20 protein-coding genes are annotated in these 18,568 nt (G+C 70.9%); 13 read left to right on the top strand and 7 right to left on the bottom strand.

Annotated elements, in window-relative coordinates; translation table 11 throughout:
• Positions 1-101: 101 nt before the first annotated feature.
• Positions 102-1,049, top strand: a complete 948-nt coding sequence (locus QWJ13_RS24600; RefSeq protein WP_316527108.1) for a heme o synthase — start codon at positions 102-104, stop codon at positions 1,047-1,049.
• Between the two features lie 129 nt (positions 1,050-1,178).
• Complete coding sequence (locus QWJ13_RS24595; protein ID WP_316527107.1) at positions 1,179-1,511, top strand: hypothetical protein; 333 nt, start codon at positions 1,179-1,181, stop codon at positions 1,509-1,511.
• An 85-nt stretch (positions 1,512-1,596) separates the two neighbouring features.
• On the opposite strand, the gene QWJ13_RS24590 is transcribed toward QWJ13_RS24595, so the two are convergent.
• The gene (locus tag QWJ13_RS24590; RefSeq protein ID WP_316527393.1) at positions 1,597-2,517 is read right to left on the bottom strand and encodes a COX15/CtaA family protein; all 921 of its coding nucleotides are present in this window, start codon (positions 2,515-2,517) and stop codon (positions 1,597-1,599) included.
• A 326-nt stretch (positions 2,518-2,843) separates the two neighbouring features.
• Between QWJ13_RS24590 and QWJ13_RS24585 the strand changes: the two genes are divergently transcribed.
• A complete protein-coding gene (locus tag QWJ13_RS24585) occupies positions 2,844-4,184 on the top strand; it encodes a choice-of-anchor A family protein (protein WP_316527106.1) in 1,341 nt (446 codons plus the stop codon).
• 321 nt (positions 4,185-4,505) lie between these two features.
• Complete coding sequence (locus QWJ13_RS24580; protein ID WP_316527105.1) at positions 4,506-5,189, top strand: LAETG motif-containing sortase-dependent surface protein; 684 nt, start codon at positions 4,506-4,508, stop codon at positions 5,187-5,189.
• 73 nt (positions 5,190-5,262) lie between these two features.
• On the opposite strand, the gene QWJ13_RS24575 is transcribed toward QWJ13_RS24580, so the two are convergent.
• Positions 5,263-6,033 (bottom strand): ABC transporter permease, encoded by a 771-nt coding sequence (locus tag QWJ13_RS24575; RefSeq protein ID WP_316527104.1) that lies wholly within the window; start codon positions 6,031-6,033, stop codon positions 5,263-5,265.
• Positions 6,034-6,106: 73 nt separating this feature from the next.
• A complete protein-coding gene (locus tag QWJ13_RS24570) occupies positions 6,107-7,033 on the bottom strand; it encodes an ABC transporter ATP-binding protein (RefSeq protein WP_316527103.1) in 927 nt (308 codons plus the stop codon).
• Between the two features lie 163 nt (positions 7,034-7,196).
• Here QWJ13_RS24570 and QWJ13_RS24565 point away from each other — a divergent pair, with 163 nt between their 5' ends.
• The 9 genes from QWJ13_RS24565 (at position 7,197) to QWJ13_RS24525 (ending at position 14,753) form a co-directional block, all read left to right on the top strand.
• Positions 7,197-8,039: a helix-turn-helix transcriptional regulator gene (locus QWJ13_RS24565; RefSeq protein WP_316527392.1), complete on the top strand. Its 843-nt coding sequence runs from the start codon at positions 7,197-7,199 to the stop codon at positions 8,037-8,039.
• A gap of 9 nt (positions 8,040-8,048) precedes the next feature.
• Positions 8,049-9,464, top strand: a complete 1,416-nt coding sequence (sufB, locus tag QWJ13_RS24560) for a Fe-S cluster assembly protein SufB (RefSeq protein ID WP_316527102.1) — start codon at positions 8,049-8,051, stop codon at positions 9,462-9,464.
• A 63-nt stretch (positions 9,465-9,527) separates the two neighbouring features.
• Positions 9,528-10,772: a Fe-S cluster assembly protein SufD gene (gene sufD / locus QWJ13_RS24555; protein ID WP_316527101.1), complete on the top strand. Its 1,245-nt coding sequence runs from the start codon at positions 9,528-9,530 to the stop codon at positions 10,770-10,772.
• 5 nt (positions 10,773-10,777) lie between these two features.
• The gene (locus QWJ13_RS24550; RefSeq protein ID WP_063349526.1) at positions 10,778-11,095 is read left to right on the top strand and encodes a bifunctional 3-phenylpropionate/cinnamic acid dioxygenase ferredoxin subunit; all 318 of its coding nucleotides are present in this window, start codon (positions 10,778-10,780) and stop codon (positions 11,093-11,095) included.
• A gap of 6 nt (positions 11,096-11,101) precedes the next feature.
• On the top strand, positions 11,102-11,866 hold the full coding sequence (gene sufC, locus QWJ13_RS24545) for a Fe-S cluster assembly ATPase SufC (RefSeq protein ID WP_316527098.1): 765 nt from the start codon (positions 11,102-11,104) through the stop codon (positions 11,864-11,866).
• Complete coding sequence (locus tag QWJ13_RS24540; RefSeq protein WP_316527097.1) at positions 11,863-13,122, top strand: cysteine desulfurase; 1,260 nt, start codon at positions 11,863-11,865, stop codon at positions 13,120-13,122. The genes sufC and QWJ13_RS24540 overlap by 4 nt, the downstream gene beginning before the upstream one ends.
• A gap of 13 nt (positions 13,123-13,135) precedes the next feature.
• A complete protein-coding gene (sufU, locus tag QWJ13_RS24535) occupies positions 13,136-13,588 on the top strand; it encodes a Fe-S cluster assembly sulfur transfer protein SufU (RefSeq protein ID WP_316527096.1) in 453 nt (150 codons plus the stop codon).
• 22 nt (positions 13,589-13,610) lie between these two features.
• Complete coding sequence (locus tag QWJ13_RS24530) at positions 13,611-14,018, top strand: metal-sulfur cluster assembly factor (protein WP_316527095.1); 408 nt, start codon at positions 13,611-13,613, stop codon at positions 14,016-14,018.
• A gap of 228 nt (positions 14,019-14,246) precedes the next feature.
• Complete coding sequence (locus QWJ13_RS24525; protein WP_316527094.1) at positions 14,247-14,753, top strand: SigE family RNA polymerase sigma factor; 507 nt, start codon at positions 14,247-14,249, stop codon at positions 14,751-14,753.
• Between the two features lie 1,257 nt (positions 14,754-16,010).
• Here QWJ13_RS24525 and QWJ13_RS24520 read toward each other — a convergent pair.
• The 4 genes from QWJ13_RS24520 to QWJ13_RS24505 all read right to left on the bottom strand — a co-directional run bounded on the left by QWJ13_RS24520 (position 16,011) and on the right by QWJ13_RS24505 (position 18,555).
• On the bottom strand, positions 16,011-16,364 hold the full coding sequence (locus tag QWJ13_RS24520; RefSeq protein WP_316527093.1) for a hypothetical protein: 354 nt from the start codon (positions 16,362-16,364) through the stop codon (positions 16,011-16,013).
• Between the two features lie 148 nt (positions 16,365-16,512).
• Positions 16,513-17,199: a pentapeptide repeat-containing protein gene (locus QWJ13_RS24515; protein ID WP_316527092.1), complete on the bottom strand. Its 687-nt coding sequence runs from the start codon at positions 17,197-17,199 to the stop codon at positions 16,513-16,515.
• 75 nt (positions 17,200-17,274) lie between these two features.
• The gene (locus QWJ13_RS24510; RefSeq protein WP_316527090.1) at positions 17,275-17,742 is read right to left on the bottom strand and encodes an NUDIX hydrolase; all 468 of its coding nucleotides are present in this window, start codon (positions 17,740-17,742) and stop codon (positions 17,275-17,277) included.
• A gap of 198 nt (positions 17,743-17,940) precedes the next feature.
• Positions 17,941-18,555 (bottom strand): GNAT family N-acetyltransferase, encoded by a 615-nt coding sequence (locus QWJ13_RS24505; protein ID WP_316527089.1) that lies wholly within the window; start codon positions 18,553-18,555, stop codon positions 17,941-17,943.
• Between the last annotated feature and the right edge of the window lie 13 nt (positions 18,556-18,568).

The following is an 18,568-nucleotide window of genomic DNA, read 5'->3' as shown; positions in this document are numbered from 1 at the left end:
TGGGTTATATGGAGCGTCTATGGTGTCGTGGTACGCGCAGAGCGGACGATTCGGGACCCTTCGTTCCTGTGGACGCCTGCGAAGATTCATCTTCAGTTGGGGTGTTAGTGACCGCCGTCGAAACCCGTCCCGCCGGGGTCACCGGGGCGACTCCTGCGCACCGGCCCTTCGGGGCCCGTGTCGGCGCGTTCGTCGCACTGACCAAGCCGCGGATCATCGAGCTGCTGCTGATGAGCACCGTGCCGGTGATGTTCCTGGCCCAGCAGGGCGTGCCGAACCTGTGGCTGGTGCTGAAGGTCGTCGTCGGCGGCTACCTCTCGGCAGGCGGCGCCAACGCCCTCAACATGTACATCGACCGGGACATCGACGCGGTCATGTCGCGCACCGAGCGGCGGCCGATCGTCACCGGGATGGTGTCGCCGCGCGAGGCGCTGGTGTTCGGCATCGCGCTGGCGATCGTGTCGACCCTGCTGCTGGGCGTCGGGGTCAACTGGCTGTCCGCCTGGCTGGCCCTGGGCGCGCTGCTGTTCTACGTGTTCGTCTACACGCTGGGGCTCAAGCGGCGCACCTCGCAGAACATCGTCTGGGGCGGCATCGCCGGCTGCATGCCGGTGCTGGTCGGCTGGTCCTCGGTGACCAACTCGGTCTCCTGGGCCGCGGTGGCGCTGTTCCTGGTGGTGTTCTTCTGGACGCCGCCGCACACCTGGGTGCTGTCGATGAAGGTCCGCGAGGACTACGAGCGGGCCGGCGTGCCGATGCTGCCGGTGGTCAAGGGCAACGTGGCGGTCGGCAAGCAGGTCGTCGTCTACTCCTGGGTGATGGTGGCGACCTCGCTGGCGCTCTGGCCGCTGGGGCACATGAGCTGGCTGTACCCGGTCGCCGCGGTGCTGCTGGGCGGGGCGTGGCTGCGCGAGGCGCACGCGCTGTACGGGCGGGCCAAGGCCGGGATCGTGGGCGCGAAGCTCAAGGAGATGCGGCTGTTCCACTGGTCGATCACCTACCTGTCGCTGCTGATGGTGGTCTGCGCGGTCGACCCGTTCGTGAAGTAGGACTTCTTCGACGAGAGCCCCGGTCCGATGGACCGGGGCTCTCGTGTGTTCAGGGGTGCTTTCGCGATGTGGCCCGGTGCACAGGGTGGTCCCGTCGCCAGCTCCGCTACCGGTGGGTAGCATGCGGGCATGAGTCCTGCTGAGACCGCCGCCGCGGCGGACGCCCGTACCGAGCGCCGCGCCAAGCGGATCGCCAAGAACCTGACCAGCTTCGCCCGGCAGCACGGGGGCAGCGCCGACGCGGTCGTCGAGTACGTCGGCGCCGTGGCCACCCGGATCGTGGTGGTGGGCGCGGACGGCGCCTGGGGCGACCAGGTGGCCCCCAGCTACGCCGTCGGGCGCCGGGCCGCGGAGCTGGCCGGGCTGACCCTGCACGACGACTTCGAGGGCGAGCTGGGCCTCAAGGTGAAGACCGGCCCGTACGAGTGGAAGCGGATGGCCGGCATCCAGCTCGGCGGCTGAGCTCTCCGGACACGGCGACGGCCCGGCTTCCCCCGTGTGGGGGAGGCCGGGCCGTCGTGGTGTGTGGCGGGCGGTTCCCGGACCGCTAGACCGCGGCCGGCTGCGGGGCCCGGGCGGGCAGCCGGTCGGCCGGTGCCAGGTCGTCGCGGGTGCGCAGGGCGAGCGGGATGCGCAGCGCGGCGATCCAGGTCAGCGTGGCGAGGAACATGTGCAGGCCGACCATCAGCTCGGGGGCGTCCGTGAAGTACTGGACGAAGCCGAGCACGCCCTGGAGCAGCAGGACGGCGAGCAGCTCCTTGGCCCGGGCGCGGGCCGGCTGCGGGGCCTTCACGGCGGCGAAGACGAAGATCACCGCGATCGCCAGGCCGACCGAGACGAACGCGAAGTCGGCGTGGAACTGGGCGAGCCGGTCGTAGTCGATCGGGATGCGCGGGACGATCTTGTTGTCCTTGGGCGTGCCGGGGTGGTGGCCGGCGCCGGTCACCAGGGTGCCGGCCGCGACCAGCAGGCCGACCACGGTGACCAGGACGTACGAGAGCTGGTGGATCGGCCGGGCCACCGAGAGCTTCGCCGGGCCGTCGCCCTCCTTGGACCGCTCCCACATCAGCAGCGCGACCCAGACCAGGGCCATCGCGGCGATCATGTGCAGCGCCACGGTGTACGGGTTGAGACCGGTCAGCACGGTGATGCCGCCGAGCACGGCGTTGCTCATCACCAGCCAGAACTGCGCCCAGCCGAGCTTGGTCATGCCGCGCCGCCAGGGGCGGTGGCAGCGGGCGGCCAGGATCGCCCAGCCGACGGCGGCGCTCAGCACGTAGGTGAGCATCCGGTTGGTGAACTCGACGACGCCGTGGAAGCCCATCTCGGCCGTGGGCGTCAGGCTCTCGTCGGTGCAGCGGGGCCAGGTCGTACAGCCGAGGCCGGAGGCTGTGAGCCGGACGGCGCCGCCGGTGACGACGATCACCACGCTCATCGCCAGAGCGGCGAACGCGGCGCGTCGGACCATCGCGGCGGAGGGCTGCCAGCGCTCGGCGAGGAGGGAGAAGGGGTTAGGCACGGGGTCAATCGTAGGCGGCCTTACAGGCGATCTTGGGGCGGGGCGCGGGCGGCACGGCGGGGCGGCGCGGGGGTGCGGCGGGGCCGGCGGCGGGACGGCGCGGGGTCGGCGGTGGGCGACACGCGGAGGGGCGACACGCGGACAAAACAGGGTGGTTCGGTCAAGGAATGAATTGGTCTTGACCATTCACTCATTTGGCCGAAAGAGTGCGGGTTGGTCCATACCTTTTCGGACCGCTCCCCCCACCCTTCCCGCACGTAAGCGGAGATCTGCACATGCGCATATCCACTTCCGCCGCCGCGCTCGCCGTCGGTTGCTCGCTCGCCCTGGCCGGCCTGATCACCCCCGTCGCCCACGCCGCCGACCCCGGCCAGGAGTGCCGCGGCCTCGGGGTCGCCAACCTCTACGGAGAGTTCATCGAGGGCGACGACACCCACACCCCCGACGCCGAGGGCGCGGTCGCGGTCGGCGGCAACGCCGACTTCACCGGCGGCTTCTCGGTCGGCCAGGAGCTGACCGCGGCCGAGGTCGACGCCCTGCCCGGCAAGAACGCCCTGGTGGTGGCCGGCAAGATCACCGGCCACAACACCCAGGTGATGAAGGGCAACGGCGTCTACGGCTCGAAGGCCGACGGCGCGGTCGTCCAGGCCCACGCGGGCACCATCGCCCAGGGCGCCTCGCCGATCGACTTCAAGGCCGAGTTCGCCAAGCTGCGCGCCGCCTCGGTCTCGCTGGCCGCCGTGCCGCAGACCGCCGGTGCCACCGTCCAGGCCGAGGGCGGCAAGCTGACGTTCACCGGCGGGGACGCGAAGTACAACAGCTTCACCGTGGACGCGGCGAAGCTCCAGGGCGCCAAGGAGGTGTACATCAAGGTTCCGGTCGGGTCGGTGACCGTGGTCAACGTGACCGGCGGCTCGTACGACATGGCGGCGGCCGGGACGAGCGGCTTCTTCCTCTGGGACGCGGGCACGTCGGCCTTCGTCCTGGACGACAAGAGCCAGAGCGCGTCGGGCGGGGCGATCCGCTCCAAGCTGCTGTGGAACTTCCCGACCGCGACCAAGGTGACCAAGAAGAACGACGCCGCCTGGGCCGGGACGGTGCTGGCGCCCAACGCCGCCGTATGGCTGAACACCCCGGATGCCAACGGCAAGCCGCCGACGAGCGGTGCGCCGATCAACGGCTCGGTGATCGCCGCGTCGCTGACCGGTACCGCCGGCGCGGAGACCCACCACTACCCGTTCACCGGCTGCCTGCCGGGCACCGTCCCGACCCCGTCCGGCCCGGCGACGGTGCCGCCGACCGGGCCGAGCGGGTCGCCGTCGGCCACGCCGAGCGGGCCGACCTCCCCGAGCGGTTCGGCGAGCCCCTCGGGCAGCCCGTCCGCCTCCACGAGCGGCGCGCCCAGCGCGAGCGGCTCGGCCAGTCCGTCGGCCGGTGGCTCGACGAACGCTCCGACGGCGTCGGGCAGCCCGTCGGCGCGGCCCGACGCGGGCGGCGACCTGGCGCACACCGGCTCCGGCCCGGTGGTGCCGCTGGCGATCGGCGGCGCGGTCGTGGCGGCGGCCGGCGGTGCGATCGTGGTGGCCGCACGGCGCAAGGCGGCCAAGAAGGCCTGAACCACGCCTGGTTGATCGACGGGAGTTCGTCGACTGACCGAAATGGCGCCCCTGGTGACTGAAGCCGATCACCGGGGGCGCCATTCTGTCTTGAAAGCGACCAAGTTCATTCGGCTTCACCGAATCCACGTTCTGCGAGGTGACGGCTGTGATGGGCTGGGCATGCACATCGGAAGACGGACGGACAGTCGAAATCCGGTCGTACGGCGGGGTGTAGCGGGATGCGGGAGTGCCGGTAGAGTCCCCCGGACAGTCGTAGCGGGCCACCGCGAACCACTCAACACGCCTGCTGCACAAGAGCGTTCGGAGGGGAACAAGGTAATGGTGCGACAGCAGCGGCACTTCGCGATCGGCGCTACGGCACTCGCCGGAACGGCCGCGGCCGGTTTTCTACTGCCCATGGTGCTGGCCGGCAGCGCCTCGGCGCACGTGCCGACCTGGACGGTGACCTGCGACAAGGTCGTGGTCGACCTGATCAACTACAGCCCCAAGGCCGACGTGAAGAACACCGTCAGCCTGACCATCGACGGTGAGAAGGTCCTGGACGCCAAGGCCTTCCCCGCGGAGTTCCACGGCACCTTCCCGGTGAAGGACCACAACGCCCCGATCAAGGCGCACCTGGTGGTCGCCACCACGCAGACCCCGGCCGAGAAGGGGTGGAACATCGACGAGACCCAGACCATCGAGCCGTGCCACACCCCGACTCCGACCCCCACTCCCACCCCGACCCCCACTCCGACCCCCACGCCGACGCCCACGCCGACGCCCACCCCGACCCCGCCGGTGACTCCGCCGGTCACCCCTCCGGCCACCCCGACCCCGTCGGCCACGCCCACCCCGAGCAAGACCCCTGCCCCGGTGCCGACTTCCAGCGCGCCGGCGCTCGCCCAGACCGGTAGCAGCGACGCGACCCCGATGATCGCGGCGGCCGGTGGCGGCGTACTGCTGGTCGGCGGCGCGCTGGTGCTGCTCGCCCGCAAGCGCCGTGGCGGCAGCGAGAGCTGACGCCCAGTGAGCTGAACGCGCGACGCCCCTCGGCCTTCAACAGGCCGAGGGGCGTCGCGCGTTGGTCCTGCGGCTACTCCCAGCGGAAGAAGCGGGCCGCCGCGGCCAGGCCGAGCACCGACCAGCCGGCCAGGATGCCGAGGTCCGCCCAGGGCACCCCGGCGCCGGCTTGGAGCACCGACCGCAGGCCGTCCGAGAGCGCCGAGATCGGCAGCAGCTCCAGCACCGACCGTACGGCGTCCGGGAACTTGCCCAGCGGCACGATCACCCCGCCGGCGAGCAGCAGCAGGATGAACACCAGGTTGGCGCCGGCCAGGGTGGCCTCGGCCTTCAGGGTGCCGGCCATCAGCAGGCCGAGCCCGGAGAAGGCGGCGGTGCCGAGCACCAGCAGCGCGGCGACGGTCAGCAGGTTCCCCTGCGGGGACCAGCCGAGGGCCAGCGCGATCACCGACAGCAGCGCGACCTGCAGCGCCTCCGTCACCAGGACGCAGCCGGTCTTGGCGGTCAGCAGCGCCCAGCGCGGCAGCGGGCTGGCGCCGAGCCGCTTCAGCACGCCGTAGCGGCGCTCGAAGCCGGTGGCGATGGCCTGGCCGGTGAAGGCGGTGGACATCACGGCCAGCGCGAGCAGGCCGGGGGCCAGGAAGTCGACCCGCTTGCCGGGGCCCTCGACCGCGACGATGTCCACGGCGGAGAACAGCACCAGCAGCACGGTCGGGATGACCACGGTGAGCAGCAGCTGCTCACCGTTGCGCAGCAGCATCCGGGTCTCGAACGCGGTCTGGGCGAGCAGCATCCGGCCGACGGGCGCGGCGCCGGGCTTGGGGGAGTAGTCCGTGGCACTCATGCGTCCACCTCGCTCCGCTCGGCAGGCGCTTCGCACCGTGCGCACCTCTTGATGGTTCGCTCGCTTCGCTCACTCACGAACGCAGCTCCCGTCCGGTCAGGTCGAGGAAGACGTCCTCCAGGCTGCGGCGCTGGACGGACAGCCGTTCGGGCAGGATGCCGGAGGCCGCGCACCAGCCGGTGACGGTGGCCACCAGCCGGGGGTCGACGGGCGCCTCGACGCGGTAGCTGCCGGGGGCGGTCTCGGTGGCGGTGGCGCCCTCGGGCAGCTCCTTGAGCAGCGGGCCGAGGTCGAGGCCGGCCGGGCCGTCGAAGCGCAGCGCGCTCTCGGCGCCGTCGCGGCAGAGCTCCTCCGTGGTGCCGTCGGCGATCACCTTGCCGCGGTCGACGATGGCGACCCGGTCGGCGAGCTGCTCGGCCTCGTCCATGTGGTGGGTGGTGACGACCACGGTGACGCCGTCCCGGCGCAGATCGCGGACCAGCTCCCAGGTGGCCCGGCGGGCCTGCGGGTCGAGGCCCGCGGTGGGCTCGTCCAGGAAGACCAGCTCGGGGCGGCCGACCACGGCCATCGCCAGGGCGAGCCGCTGCTGCTGGCCGCCGGACAGCCGGCGGTAGGTGGTGCGGCCGCAGGAGCCGAGGCCGAGGCGCTCGACCAGGGCGTCCACGTCCAGCGGGTGGGCGTGCAGCTTGGCGGTGTGCCGGAGCATCTCGACGGCGCGCGCGCCCGCGTACACGCCCCCGGATTGCAGCATGACGCCGATCCGGGGCCGCAGCGCGGAGCTCTGGGCGACCGGGTCCAGGCCGAGGACGCGAACGGTGCCGGCGTCGGGGCGGCGGTAGCCCTCGCAGGTCTCGATGGTGGTGGTCTTGCCGGCGCCGTTGGGGCCGAGGACGGCGGTGATCGCGCCGGCCGGGATGGTGAGGTCGAGGCCGTCCACCGCGACTTTGTCGCCGTAGCGTTTGACCAGCCCGGCGATCTGGACCGCGGGTTCGGAGTGCATACCGGCGAGTGTAAGAGGGCCTGACGCACGGGCCGGACGGCGGCTCGATGATCGTTTCCGCAGGCCAGGTAAGGCTTGCCTGCGTGACAGATGACACCGATGAGGCATGGATCACGGCTTGTCCCGGCGGAAGTAATTACGCAACACTGGTGTTGTGAAAAACATGCGCGAGCACGCCCAGCAGCAGGAGGCCGAGTCGGCCTCCTCCTGCGACGTGCCCGTGACGGCGGCCGAGGTGCTGCTGGAGGGCCACCGGGCCACCCGGGACCGGGTCGCCCGGTCGATCCTGGACCACGGCCCCTCCTCCGCCGCCGACCTGGCGAGCCGGCTCGGCCTCACCGCCGCCGCCGTGCGCCGCCACCTCGACGGGCTGACCGCCACCGGCCTGGTCGAGTCCCGCGAGCAGCGGGTCTACGGCACCCGGGGCCGGGGCCGTCCGGCCAAGGTCTTCGCCCTCACCGACGCGGGCCGGGACGCCTTCTACCAGGCGTACGACCAGCTCGCGGCCGACGCCCTGCGCTGGATCGCGGACTCGGTGGGCGGCGGCAAGGCCGGCGAGGAGGCGGTCGCCGCCTTCGCCCGCGCCCGGTTCGGCAAGCAGGCCGAGAGGTACCTGGAAGCGCTGCGCCTGGCGGCCGCCGGAGAGCGCACCGAGGCGCTCGCCCAGGCGCTGAGCGCGGACGGGTACGCTGCCACGGTGCGGCGTGTCCCGCCGGCCGCGGCCAAGGCCCCGGCGGGGGCCCAGCTCTGTCAGCACCACTGCCCGGTCGCGCACATCGCCGAGCAGTTCCCTCAGCTCTGCGAGGCGGAGACCGAGGTCTTCTCCCAGATCCTGGGCACCCATGTGCAACGGCTGGCCACCATCGCCCACGGCGACGGGGTCTGCACCACCTATGTGCCGGCATCCGGTGCCGCATCGTCGTCCGCCCGGCGCCCTTCGGGCCGCGGCTCCGATGCGGTGCCGACTGCCGGTACGTCCACCGAAGATTCTGCGTCCGCGCGTTAGGAAGCTCGCATGACTGACACCGTTTCGCACCCGGAGCTTGAGGGCCTGGGCACTTACGAGTACGGCTGGGCCGACCCGGACACCGCCGGTGCCGCGGCCAAGCGCGGGCTCAGCGAGGAGGTCGTCCGCGACATCTCCGCGAAGAAGAACGAGTCCCAGTGGATGCTGAACCTCCGGCTCAAGGGCCTGAAGCTGTTCGGCAAGAAGCCCATGCCGACCTGGGGCTCCGACCTCACCGGCATCGACTTCGACAACATCAAGTACTTCGTCCGCTCCACCGAGAAGCAGGCCGAGTCCTGGGAGGACCTGCCGGCGGACATCAAGGCCACCTACGACAAGCTCGGCATCCCGGAGGCGGAGAAGCAGCGCCTGGTCGCCGGTGTCGCCGCCCAGTACGAGTCCGAGGTCGTCTACCACCAGATCCGCGAGGACCTGGAGGAGCAGGGCGTCCTCTTCCTGGACACCGACACCGCGCTGAAGGAGCACCCGGAGCTCTTCAAGGAGTACTTCGGCACCGTGATCCCGGCCGGCGACAACAAGTTCGCCGCGCTGAACACGGCCGTGTGGTCCGGCGGATCGTTCATCTACGTGCCGAAGGGCGTGCACGTGGACATCCCGCTCCAGGCCTACTTCCGGATCAACACCGAGAACATGGGCCAGTTCGAGCGGACGCTGATCATCGTCGACGAGGACGCGTACGTCCACTACGTCGAGGGCTGCACCGCGCCGATCTACTCCTCCGACTCGCTGCACTCCGCGGTCGTGGAGATCATCGTCAAGAAGGGCGGCCGCTGCCGCTACACGACCATCCAGAACTGGTCGAACAACGTCTACAACCTGGTCACCAAGCGCGCCGTGGCGTACGAGGGCGCGACCATGGAGTGGGTCGACGGCAACATCGGCTCCAAGGTCACCATGAAGTACCCGGCCGTCTACCTGATGGGCGAGCACGCCAAGGGCGAGACCCTGTCGATCGCCTTCGCGGGCGAGGGCCAGCACCAGGACGCCGGCGCCAAGATGGTGCACATGGCGCCGAACACCTCCTCGCACATCGTCTCCAAGTCGGTGGCGCGCGGCGGCGGCCGGACCTCCTACCGCGGTCTGATCGAGATCGGCGAGGGCTCGCACGGCGCCAAGTCCAACGTGCTGTGCGACGCGCTGCTCGTCGACACCATCTCCCGCTCGGACACCTACCCGTACGTGGACGTCCGCGAGGACGACGTGTCCATGGGCCACGAGGCGACCGTCTCGAAGGTCAGCGAGGACCAGCTGTTCTACCTGATGAGCCGCGGCCTGACCGAGACCGAGGCGATGGCGATGATCGTCCGCGGCTTCGTCGAGCCGATCGCGCGTGAGCTGCCGATGGAGTACGCGCTGGAGCTCAACCGGCTGATCGAGCTCCAGATGGAGGGCGCGGTCGGCTGACGTCCGGCCGTAGACCGCCCACCTACTTTTCGAGTTTTCGAGGAAGAGAGCACCACGACAGCCATGGCTGACGTCAACACCCCCACCGGCTCCACCACCGCCGGTTCGATCGAGGTCGGCACCGCCGGCGCGGGCGCGCAGCTCGCCGGCCCCGGCACCGGCCGTACCGCGGTCCAGCAGCCGATCGACGCGCGCGTCGCGGTCAAGCCGTCCTTCGACGTGAACGACTTCCCGGTGCCCACCGGCCGCGAGGAGGACTGGCGGTTCACCCCGCTGCACCGCCTCGGCGGGCTGCACGACGGCACCGCCGCCGACCAGGTCGGGCGCGACGGCGAAGGCACCGACAAGGTCGAGCTCGCGCTGCCGGACGGCGTCACCGCCGAGACCGTCGGCCGTGACGACGCCCGTCTGGGCAAGACCGGCACGCCGGTCGACCGGGTCGCCGCGCAGGCGTTCAGCGCCTTCGATCAGGCCCTGGTGGTCACCGTTCCCAAGGGCGCGGTGCTGACCGAGCCGGTCAAGATCGACGTGCGCGGCGAGGGCGGGGTCCGCTTCGCCCACGTGGTGATCGACGTCAAGCCGTTCGCCGAGGCCGTCGTGGTGCTGAACCACTCGGGCGCCGGCACCCGGGCCGCCAACGTCGAGCTGCTCGTCGGCGACGGCGCCAAGCTCACCTTCGTCTCCGTCCAGGACTGGGACCGCGACGCCGTGCACGTCGCCCAGCACAACGCGCTGGTCGGCCGCGACGCCTCGTACAAGTCCGTGGTCGTCACCTTCGGCGGCGACCTCGTCCGCCTGCACCCGCGCGTCAACTACGCGGGCCCCGGCGGCGAGGCCGAGCTGTTCGGCCTGTACTTCGCCGACGCCGGCCAGCACCTCGAACACCGCCTGATCATCGACCACGACACGCCGCACTGCCGGTCCAACGTGGCGTACAAGGGCGCGCTCCAGGGCCAGGACGCGCACGCCGTCTGGGTCGGCGACGTGCTGATCCGCGCCGCCGCGCTCGGCACCGACACCTACGAGCTCAACCGCAACCTGGTGCTCACCGACGGCGCCCGGGTCGACTCGATCCCCAACCTGGAGATCGAGACCGGCGAGATCGTCGGCGCCGGCCACGCCTCGGCGACCGGCCGCTTCGACGACGAGCAGCTGTTCTACCTGCAGGCCCGCGGCATCCCGGCCGACGAGGCCCGCCGCCTGGTGGTGCGCGGCTTCTTCGCCGAGCTGCTCCAGCAGATCGGCGTGGCCGAGGTCCAGGACCAGCTCATGGAGAAGATCGACGCCGAGCTGGAATCGGCGGTCTGAGCGCGATGACCTTTCTCCGTGCCTGCGCGCTGAGCGACCTCCAGGAGGACGTTCCCAAGCGCGTCGACCTCAACGGCGTGCCGGTCTCCGTCGTCCGCACCGACGAGGGGGTGTTCGCGATCAACGACACCTGCTCGCACGCGAACGTCTCGCTCTCCGAGGGTGAGGTCGAGGACTGCATGATCGAGTGCTGGCTGCACGGCTCCAGCTTCGACCTGCGCACCGGCAAGCCCTCCGGCCTGCCCGCCACCAAGCCGGTCGCTGTCTACCCCGTAAAGATCGAAGGGGACGATGTGCTCGTCTCCGTCAACCAGGAGTCCTGAGTACACATGGCAACCCTTGAAATCCGCGACCTGCACGTCTCCGTGGAAGCCGAGAACGGCCCGCGCGAGATCCTGAAGGGCGTGGACCTGACCGTCAAGCAGGGCGAGACCCACGCCATCATGGGCCCGAACGGCTCCGGCAAGTCCACCCTGGCCTACTCGCTGGCCGGCCACCCCAAGTACACCGTCACCGGTGGCTCGGTGCTGCTGGACGGCGAGGACGTCCTGGAGATGTCCGTCGACGAGCGCGCCAAGGCCGGCGTCTTCCTGGCCATGCAGTACCCGGTCGAGGTCCCGGGCGTCTCGGTCAGCAACTTCCTGCGCACCGCCGCCACCGCCGTCCGCGGCGAGGCCCCCAAGCTGCGGCTGTGGGTGAAGGAGGTCAAGGAGGCGATGGCCGCCCTCCAGATGGACCCGGCCTTCGCCGAGCGCAACGTCAACGAGGGCTTCTCCGGCGGTGAGAAGAAGCGCCACGAGATCCTCCAGCTGGAGCTGCTCAAGCCGAAGATCGCGATCCTCGACGAGACCGACTCCGGCCTGGACGTCGACGCGCTGCGGATCGTCTCCGAGGGCATCAACCGGGTCCGCTCGACCGGCGAGGTCGGCACCCTGCTGGTCACCCACTACACCCGCATCCTGCGGTACATCAAGCCCGACTACGTCCACGTCTTCGCGGGTGGCCGCATCGTCGAGTCCGGCGGTGCCGAGCTGGCCGACAAGCTGGAGGAAGAGGGCTACGAGGCGTATGTGAAGGGGGGCGCGTCCGAGTGACGCATCCGTTCACGGGACTGCTCGACACCGACGCCATCCGCAAGGACTTCCCGGTCCTCCAGCGGGTGCTGCACGACGAGAAGCCCCTGGTCTACCTGGACAACGCGGCCACCTCGCAGAAGCCGCGCCAGGTGCTGGAGGCCCTCAACGCCTACTACGAGCGGCACAACGCCAACGTCCACCGCGGCGTGCACGTGCTCGCCGAGGAGGCCACGGCGCTGTACGAGGGTGCCCGGGACAAGGTCGCGGCCTTCGTCAACGCGCCGAGCCGCAACGAGGTGATCTTCACCAAGAACGCCTCGGAGTCGCTCAACCTCGTTGCCAACATGCTGGGTTGGGCCGACGAGCCGTACCGGGTGGACGCCGACTCCGAGATCGTCATCACGGAGATGGAGCACCACTCGAACATCGTCCCGTGGCAGCTGCTGTCGCAGCGCACCGGTGCGAAGCTCAAGTGGTTCGGGCTGACCGACGAGGGCCGGCTCGACCTGTCGAACATCGACGAGCTGATCACCGAGAAGACCAAGGTGGTCTCCTTCACCCTGGTCTCCAACCTGCTGGGCACGGTCAACCCGGTCGAGACGATCGTCCGCAAGGCCCAGTCGGTCGGCGCGCTGGTCGTCATCGACGCCTCGCAGGCCGCGCCGCACATGGTGCTGGACGTCCAGGCGCTGGAGGCCGACTTCGTCGCCTTCACCGGCCACAAGATGCTGGCCCCGACCGGCATCGGCGTGCTCTGGGGCCGCCACGAGCTGCTGGAGGACCTCCCGCCGTTCCTCGGCGGCGGCGAGATGATCGAGACCGTCACCATGGGCTCGTCCACCTACGCCCCGGCGCCGCACAAGTTCGAGGCCGGCACCCCGCCGATCGCCCAGGCGGTCGGGCTCGGCGCGGCCATCGACTACCTCCAGGGCATCGGCATGGAGAAGATCGCGGCGCACGAGCACGCGATCACCGAGTACGCGGTCGAGCGGCTGCTGGAGGTCCCGGACCTGCGGATCATCGGTCCGCGCACGGCCGTGGACCGCGGCGCCGCGATCTCCTTCACCCTCGGCGACATCCACCCGCACGACGTGGGCCAGGTGCTGGACGAGCAGGGCATCGCCGTGCGCGTCGGCCACCACTGCGCGCGGCCGGTCTGCCTGCGGTACGGAATTCCGGCGACCACGCGGGCGTCGTTCTACCTGTACTCGACGCCGGGCGAGGTCGACGCGCTGATCGACGGCCTGCACCACGTCCGGAACTTCTTCGGCTGACGGGCAGGATGAGATGAAGCTCGACTCGATGTACCAGGAGATCATCCTGGACCACTACCGCAACCCGCACGGCAAGGGGCTGCGGGACGGCGACGCCGAGGTGCACCACGTCAACCCGACGTGCGGCGACGAGATCACCCTGCGGGTGAAGCTCGACGGCTCGACCGTCACCGACGTCTCGTACGAGTCGCAGGGCTGCTCGATCAGCCAGGCGAGCGCCTCGGTGCTCAACGACCTGGTGGTCGGCAAGACGGTGGGCGAAGCGCAGGCGGTCCAGGAGGCCTTCCTGGAGCTGATGCAGAGCAAGGGCCAGGGCGAGGGCGACGAGGAGGTGCTGGAGGACGCGGTCGCGTTCGCCGGCGTCTCCAAGTACCCGGCCCGGGTCAAGTGCGCCCTGCTCAGCTGGATGGCCTGGAAGGACGCCACCGCCCAGGCACTCGCCCAGAACCCCGCCGCGAACGACTGAACCCGCAGAGGAGGACAAGACCATGAGTGACGAGAGCACCACCACCACCGACGCCACCGCCGCCGAGGCCCCCGCTGCGCAGGAGCAGCAGCCCGGCATCATCGTCGGCACCACCGCCGGCACGGTCTCGGTCGAGGACCTGACCGAGGCCCTGATGGACGTCGTCGACCCCGAACTGGGCATCGACGTCGTCAACCTGGGCCTGATCTACGGCATCCACATCGACGAGTCCGACGTGGCCACCATCGACATGACGCTCACCTCGGCGGCCTGCCCGCTGACCGACGTCATCGAGGACCAGGCCAAGACCGCCACCGACGGCCTGGTCCAGGACCTGCGCATCAACTGGGTCTGGATGCCGCCGTGGGGCCCCGACAAGATCACCGACGACGGCCGCGACCAGCTCCGCGCGCTCGGCTTCAACGTCTGAGGTCTTCGACCGTCAGCCCGCTGCCCGGGACCACTTCGGTGGTCCCGGGCAGCGGCGTTTCCGCGCGTGAGCGGCGCGGGACGTGCGGACGTGCGGACGTGCGGACGTCGGGACATTCGGGATGTGCGGGACATGTGACCCAACCCACAGGGCGGAGGTGCATAGCGGGCCGGTGGCCAGTGCCTTTCAAGAGGTGCAGGCGTTCGGAGGACGGAAAGGCGGTGCTGGATGAGGCAGTCGCGAGCAGACGGTTTCGATGAGTTCGTCGAGGCCCGCTGGTCGGCGCTGTTCCACCTCGCGCGCCTGCTCACCGGAGGAGACCGGCACCGGGCCGAGGACCTGCTCCAAGAGGGGCTGCTCAAGCTGTGGTCCGCCTGGCCGAGGGTCGCCGACGAGGCTCCCGAGGCGTATCTGCGTCAGATCCTGGTGCGCGCGGCGGCCCGCTCGGCCCGTCGGCGCTGGTGGGGCGAACGCCCGACCGGGGAACTGCCCGAGACGGCCGGCAGCCAGGACCTGGCCGCCGTCGTGGAGGAACGCACCCGCCTGGAGAGCGCACTCGCCCTCCTGCCGGCCCGGCAGCGCGCCGCGGTCGTCCTGCGCTACTACCAGGACCTCCCGGAGGCGCAGGTCGCCAAGGTGATGGGCTGCCCGGTGGGCACCGCCCGCTCCCTGACGGCGCGCGGGGTGGCGAGACTGCGGGAAGCTCTGACCGAGGTCGACGAGCCGGTGAGGTGAGGGAGGAAACCCATGGATGAATTCGAACAGGAGCTGGCACGCATGATGCGCGACACCCAGGTGCACATCCCTTTCGGACCCGAGCACCACGCGCGCCTGCAGTCCCTTCTGCGGGCCCGGCGCCGGACCCGGGCGGCCCTCATGGCCGGCGGCTCCCTCCTGCTGATCGCGGGGGTCTGCGTGGGGCTGCCCGTCGCCTTCTCCCAGGGGCACCACAGCACCGGCCCGGCCTCCACCTCCACGTCCACCCCGACGTCGGATCCCACCGCCGATCCCACGTCGAACCCGACGTCGGACCCGACGTCGGACCCCACGGCCGGTGCGACGGCCGACCCCACCGGAATCCGGACGGGGACGCTGCCGCCCGGCGGCACCCCCGGCGCCCCGGCGGGCACGTCGGGCGCCCACGGCGGATCGGCGCCCACGGGGACGACGGGGCCCACGTCGTCGACGACGTCCGACGGCAACCACGTTCAGGGGACGGCGCCGACGTACGTTCCGACGACCTCGCCGAGCTGGATCCCCGCGGCGGACCCGACGCACGTCCCGACGACCACACCGACCTGGATCCCCACGGCGACCCCGACTCCTCTTCGGACTCCATAGGAGAAGGCCGCCCCGGACCGGCCCACCCGCCTGCCGGCGGGTGCCCGCCCCCGTCCTCACCGCGCACCGCCCGGCCAGGCGGTGCGCGGCGCTGGTGGAGTAGGGCGACGTACCCGCAGGACCCCCTCGGACCGGTGGGACCGCGTGTCTCAGGCGGCGAGGCTGCAGGTCGACTCCCGGGCATCGCGGAGCGCAGGGCGGTTCGGACTCGGGCGGCACCCGCGGCTGCCACGTCCGCCCCCTGGCCGACCGTGAGGGTTCGGGTTGTCAGGCCGGCGCACGGGCGGCAGATGCCAGGCCGGGGCACGGGGTCGTGGCACTTGGCGCACTCGGCGTACCGGGCCGGTGGCCGTGCGATGGGCTGGGCGGGCGGCATCTTGTGTTCCAGGCGGTAGCGGAGCACGGCGGCCGCCGAGTGCATCGGGGTGGGCAGGCCCGGCAGCAGGGCGTGGGCGAGGTCGGCATGGCTCGCGCCGGCCACCGCTGCGCGGACCTCTTCGGAATCCGGAGGCGGCGGGAGGGTGGGTTCGGACGCGGCGTGAGGCGTTCGCGACATTCAGCGCATGGCCAGCGCGGGTCGCCCGGCTGGGTCGGCCCCGAGACCCGATCCCGCCGCCTCCATCACGGCCCGCTCGCGCCGGCAGGTCGCGGTCAGGCGGCTTCGGTCCGATCCACCGCTGCCGCACTCGGCTGCGCCAGCCAGACCAGCCGTGCGGTGATCCCCGGTCGCCCGGCGAAGTGGCGCAAGGCCCGATCGGGAGACGTGAGGGTCATCCGCGCCCGCCCGTCGATGCTGAACACGTGCGCCTGCCCGCTGTGGTCGGCGACTCCCCAGGCCGCGATCCACCCGTCGGCGCCCGGGAGGCTTTCGCCACACACCTGGACAACGGCGAACAGGCGAGGTGCGGTGTCGAGCACGAGCCCGCACAGCTCCTGGTCGAAGGTCGGCCCGGTCGGCAGCCGAGACGTGGCCGGACGGGGGCTTTGCGGCGGCGCAGCAGCCATGGAAGTCTCCTACGTGAATGGGGATCGGGGGCGGCGCTGCCACCGCCATGGACAGTGGAGCGGCTTGCGCGGGTCGGTGTCAGATCAGCGAGGCCAGGGCGCCGCGCGGCCAGTGGCCGAGCCAGAACGCGGCGGTGGACGGTTGGGGCTACTGGTCGTCAAGGTTGTCGGCGAAGGTCACGTCCAGCTCGGCGACCAGGGCTTCGGCGAGCTCGGCCTGCTGGGTACGGTCGATGAGGACCTTGCCGAGGTTGGCGATGCCCCGCAGCCTGGTGAGCTCGTTGCCCCTCAGATCGAGGCCCTGGTACTTGCCCCGGCCGAACTCGGTCAGCCGCAGGTCGCAGGCGTCGAGGACCGCATCGCCGAGGTCGCAACCCGTGAACGACGCCTCGGTGAGCGCGCACTTGGAGAAGACGACCGCCCCGGTGGCGCGGATCTGCTCGAAGGTCGCGTAGCCGAGCTTGCAGTTGTCGAAGAGGACGTTGTCCAGGGCCATGTCGATGAGCCCGGCGCCCATGATCTTGCAGTTGCGGAAGACGACCCGGGAGAGCTTGCTGTCGGTGATGCGGGTGGCGGCGAGGTCACAGGTGTCGAACTCGACGGAGTCGAGGCGGACTTGGTCGAGCCGCATGCGGTCGACCCGCAGGTTGGAGACGCGGCCGGTGACGAGACGGGTCTCGGCGAGATCCAGGTCCCGCAGGTCGGCGTCACCGTACTGGAAGTCCTGGACGATGCCCCGGGCGGAGTCGAGGGCGGTGACGTTGGACAGGTACAGGCCGGGCTCGTCCAGGTGGGGCAGGGTCACGGTGACACGGCCGAAGGTGATGCTGTCCATGAGGGGCTTCGTTCTTTCGAGGGTCGGGCCGGGCCCGCACGGCTGGCGCGGGCCCGGGGTGGTTCGGGGGTGGCGCTACTTGCCCTGCTCCGGGCAGCAGGCCGGTGCACTGATGAACCCACCGGTCAGATCCCCGCGTCCGATCGCCTCGCGGAGGACCGCATTGATCTCCTTGGGTAGGAGGTTGATCGCGTCGAGGGACCCGGCAGTGAGGGGGATCTCTTCGAGGACGTATTCGCCGCGGCCTTCTTGGCTGAACTCGGGGCCGGTGCGGTCCTCGAAGCTCCACTTCTCGATGGTGGTGAGGTAGAAGTCCTGACGCTCGTCGTCCGTCTCGATGGTGTGGAGGAGGCTGATGATCTCCGCCTCGCCAGCGATTTCCTCGCGGACCTCCCGCAGCAGGGCCTCCTCGGGGCCGGCGTCGGTCGGCTCGATCTTGCCGCCGACGATCACCCAGTACGGGGCGATGCCGGGGCGGATGCGCTTGATCAGCAGCGTGGTGTTGTTCGGGGTGAGGAGGACGGCGCGGACTCGGTGCTGCATGGTGGTCTCTTCCTGGCGCGACGGTCTCGGTGGTGGGGCGGGAGCCTGTCGAAGCCTAGGAAGGGTGTCCTGGTTCGGCGACGACGAAGACGTCCAGGTCGGACCACCCATGCTGGTACTTGCCGCGTACGCCGCTGCCGGCCCCGCACAAACTCGGTGATCACCATGTTCGGCACGGCCAGCTTGGTCACCCCGGATTCACCTCCCCGGTACGGTCTCGCCGCCGGGCGGGGCGGCGGAGCGGTCGAGCGCGCTCATCGTGTCAAGCCCGTCGATCGGTGCCCATTCGTGTTCCAGGATCGAGTAGGTGATCGAGTCGCGCCAGGCGTCGTGGACGAAGACGTGGTCGCGGATGCGGCCGTCCTCGGTCATTCCGGCGCGCAGGAGGGTCCGTGCGGAGGCTTCGTTGAGTGGGGAGCGGGCGGCCCAGATGCGGTGCAGGCCGAGGACGTTGAAACCGAGCGCGCACAGCAGGTGGACGGTCTCGGTGCCGTGGCCCTTGCCCCACGCCGCCGGGTGGAGGGCGAAGCCGATGGTGGCGGCCTGCTGCGGTTCGGTGGCCAGGCGCGCGTAGCCGATCAGCCGGTGTTCGCCGAGGCGGGTGACGGCGAGGCAGAACTCGGTCCTCGGGGTGGCGTGCGCGGAGTCGATGGACCGGGCGGTGATCGCCTCGACCTGCTTACGGGTGCGGGGTTCGAAACTGAGGTGCCGGGTGGCCTCGGGGTCGCCGTAGATGGCCAGGAGGTCGTCGGTGTCCTCGGCTTCGACCTCGCGCAGTGCCAGGGTGGGGCCGGTCAGGTGAACTGGGGTCATGGCTGCGGAGCCT

The sequence above is a fragment of the Kitasatospora brasiliensis genome (genome assembly GCF_032654805.1).
Taxonomy (GTDB): domain Bacteria; phylum Actinomycetota; class Actinomycetes; order Streptomycetales; family Streptomycetaceae; genus Kitasatospora; species Kitasatospora brasiliensis.
The sequence above is the reverse complement of the archived record's forward strand: the minus strand, read 5'-3'. Positions and strand labels throughout refer to the sequence as shown.

Excerpts from the sequence above, each read along its gene's own strand:
- QWJ13_RS24595 (WP_316527107.1), top strand. The coding sequence starts at position 1,179 with ATGAGTCCTGCTGAGACCGCCGCCGCGGCGGACGCCCGTACCGAGCGC.
- QWJ13_RS24590 (WP_316527393.1), bottom strand. The coding sequence starts at position 2,517 with ATGGTCCGACGCGCCGCGTTCGCCGCTCTGGCGATGAGCGTGGTGATC.
- QWJ13_RS24585 (WP_316527106.1), top strand. The coding sequence starts at position 2,844 with ATGCGCATATCCACTTCCGCCGCCGCGCTCGCCGTCGGTTGCTCGCTC.
- QWJ13_RS24580 (WP_316527105.1), top strand. The coding sequence starts at position 4,506 with ATGGTGCGACAGCAGCGGCACTTCGCGATCGGCGCTACGGCACTCGCC.
- QWJ13_RS24575 (WP_316527104.1), bottom strand. The coding sequence starts at position 6,033 with ATGAGTGCCACGGACTACTCCCCCAAGCCCGGCGCCGCGCCCGTCGGC.
- QWJ13_RS24570 (WP_316527103.1), bottom strand. The coding sequence starts at position 7,033 with ATGCACTCCGAACCCGCGGTCCAGATCGCCGGGCTGGTCAAACGCTAC.
- QWJ13_RS24565 (WP_316527392.1), top strand. The coding sequence starts at position 7,197 with ATGCGCGAGCACGCCCAGCAGCAGGAGGCCGAGTCGGCCTCCTCCTGC.
- sufB (WP_316527102.1), top strand. The coding sequence starts at position 8,049 with ATGACTGACACCGTTTCGCACCCGGAGCTTGAGGGCCTGGGCACTTAC.
- sufD (WP_316527101.1), top strand. The coding sequence starts at position 9,528 with ATGGCTGACGTCAACACCCCCACCGGCTCCACCACCGCCGGTTCGATC.
- QWJ13_RS24550 (WP_063349526.1), top strand. The coding sequence starts at position 10,778 with ATGACCTTTCTCCGTGCCTGCGCGCTGAGCGACCTCCAGGAGGACGTT.
- sufC (WP_316527098.1), top strand. The coding sequence starts at position 11,102 with ATGGCAACCCTTGAAATCCGCGACCTGCACGTCTCCGTGGAAGCCGAG.
- sufU (WP_316527096.1), top strand. The coding sequence starts at position 13,136 with ATGAAGCTCGACTCGATGTACCAGGAGATCATCCTGGACCACTACCGC.
- QWJ13_RS24530 (WP_316527095.1), top strand. The coding sequence starts at position 13,611 with ATGAGTGACGAGAGCACCACCACCACCGACGCCACCGCCGCCGAGGCC.
- QWJ13_RS24525 (WP_316527094.1), top strand. The coding sequence starts at position 14,247 with ATGAGGCAGTCGCGAGCAGACGGTTTCGATGAGTTCGTCGAGGCCCGC.
- QWJ13_RS24520 (WP_316527093.1), bottom strand. The coding sequence starts at position 16,364 with ATGGCTGCTGCGCCGCCGCAAAGCCCCCGTCCGGCCACGTCTCGGCTG.
- QWJ13_RS24515 (WP_316527092.1), bottom strand. The coding sequence starts at position 17,199 with ATGGACAGCATCACCTTCGGCCGTGTCACCGTGACCCTGCCCCACCTG.
- QWJ13_RS24510 (WP_316527090.1), bottom strand. The coding sequence starts at position 17,742 with ATGCAGCACCGAGTCCGCGCCGTCCTCCTCACCCCGAACAACACCACG.
- QWJ13_RS24505 (WP_316527089.1), bottom strand. The coding sequence starts at position 18,555 with ATGACCCCAGTTCACCTGACCGGCCCCACCCTGGCACTGCGCGAGGTC.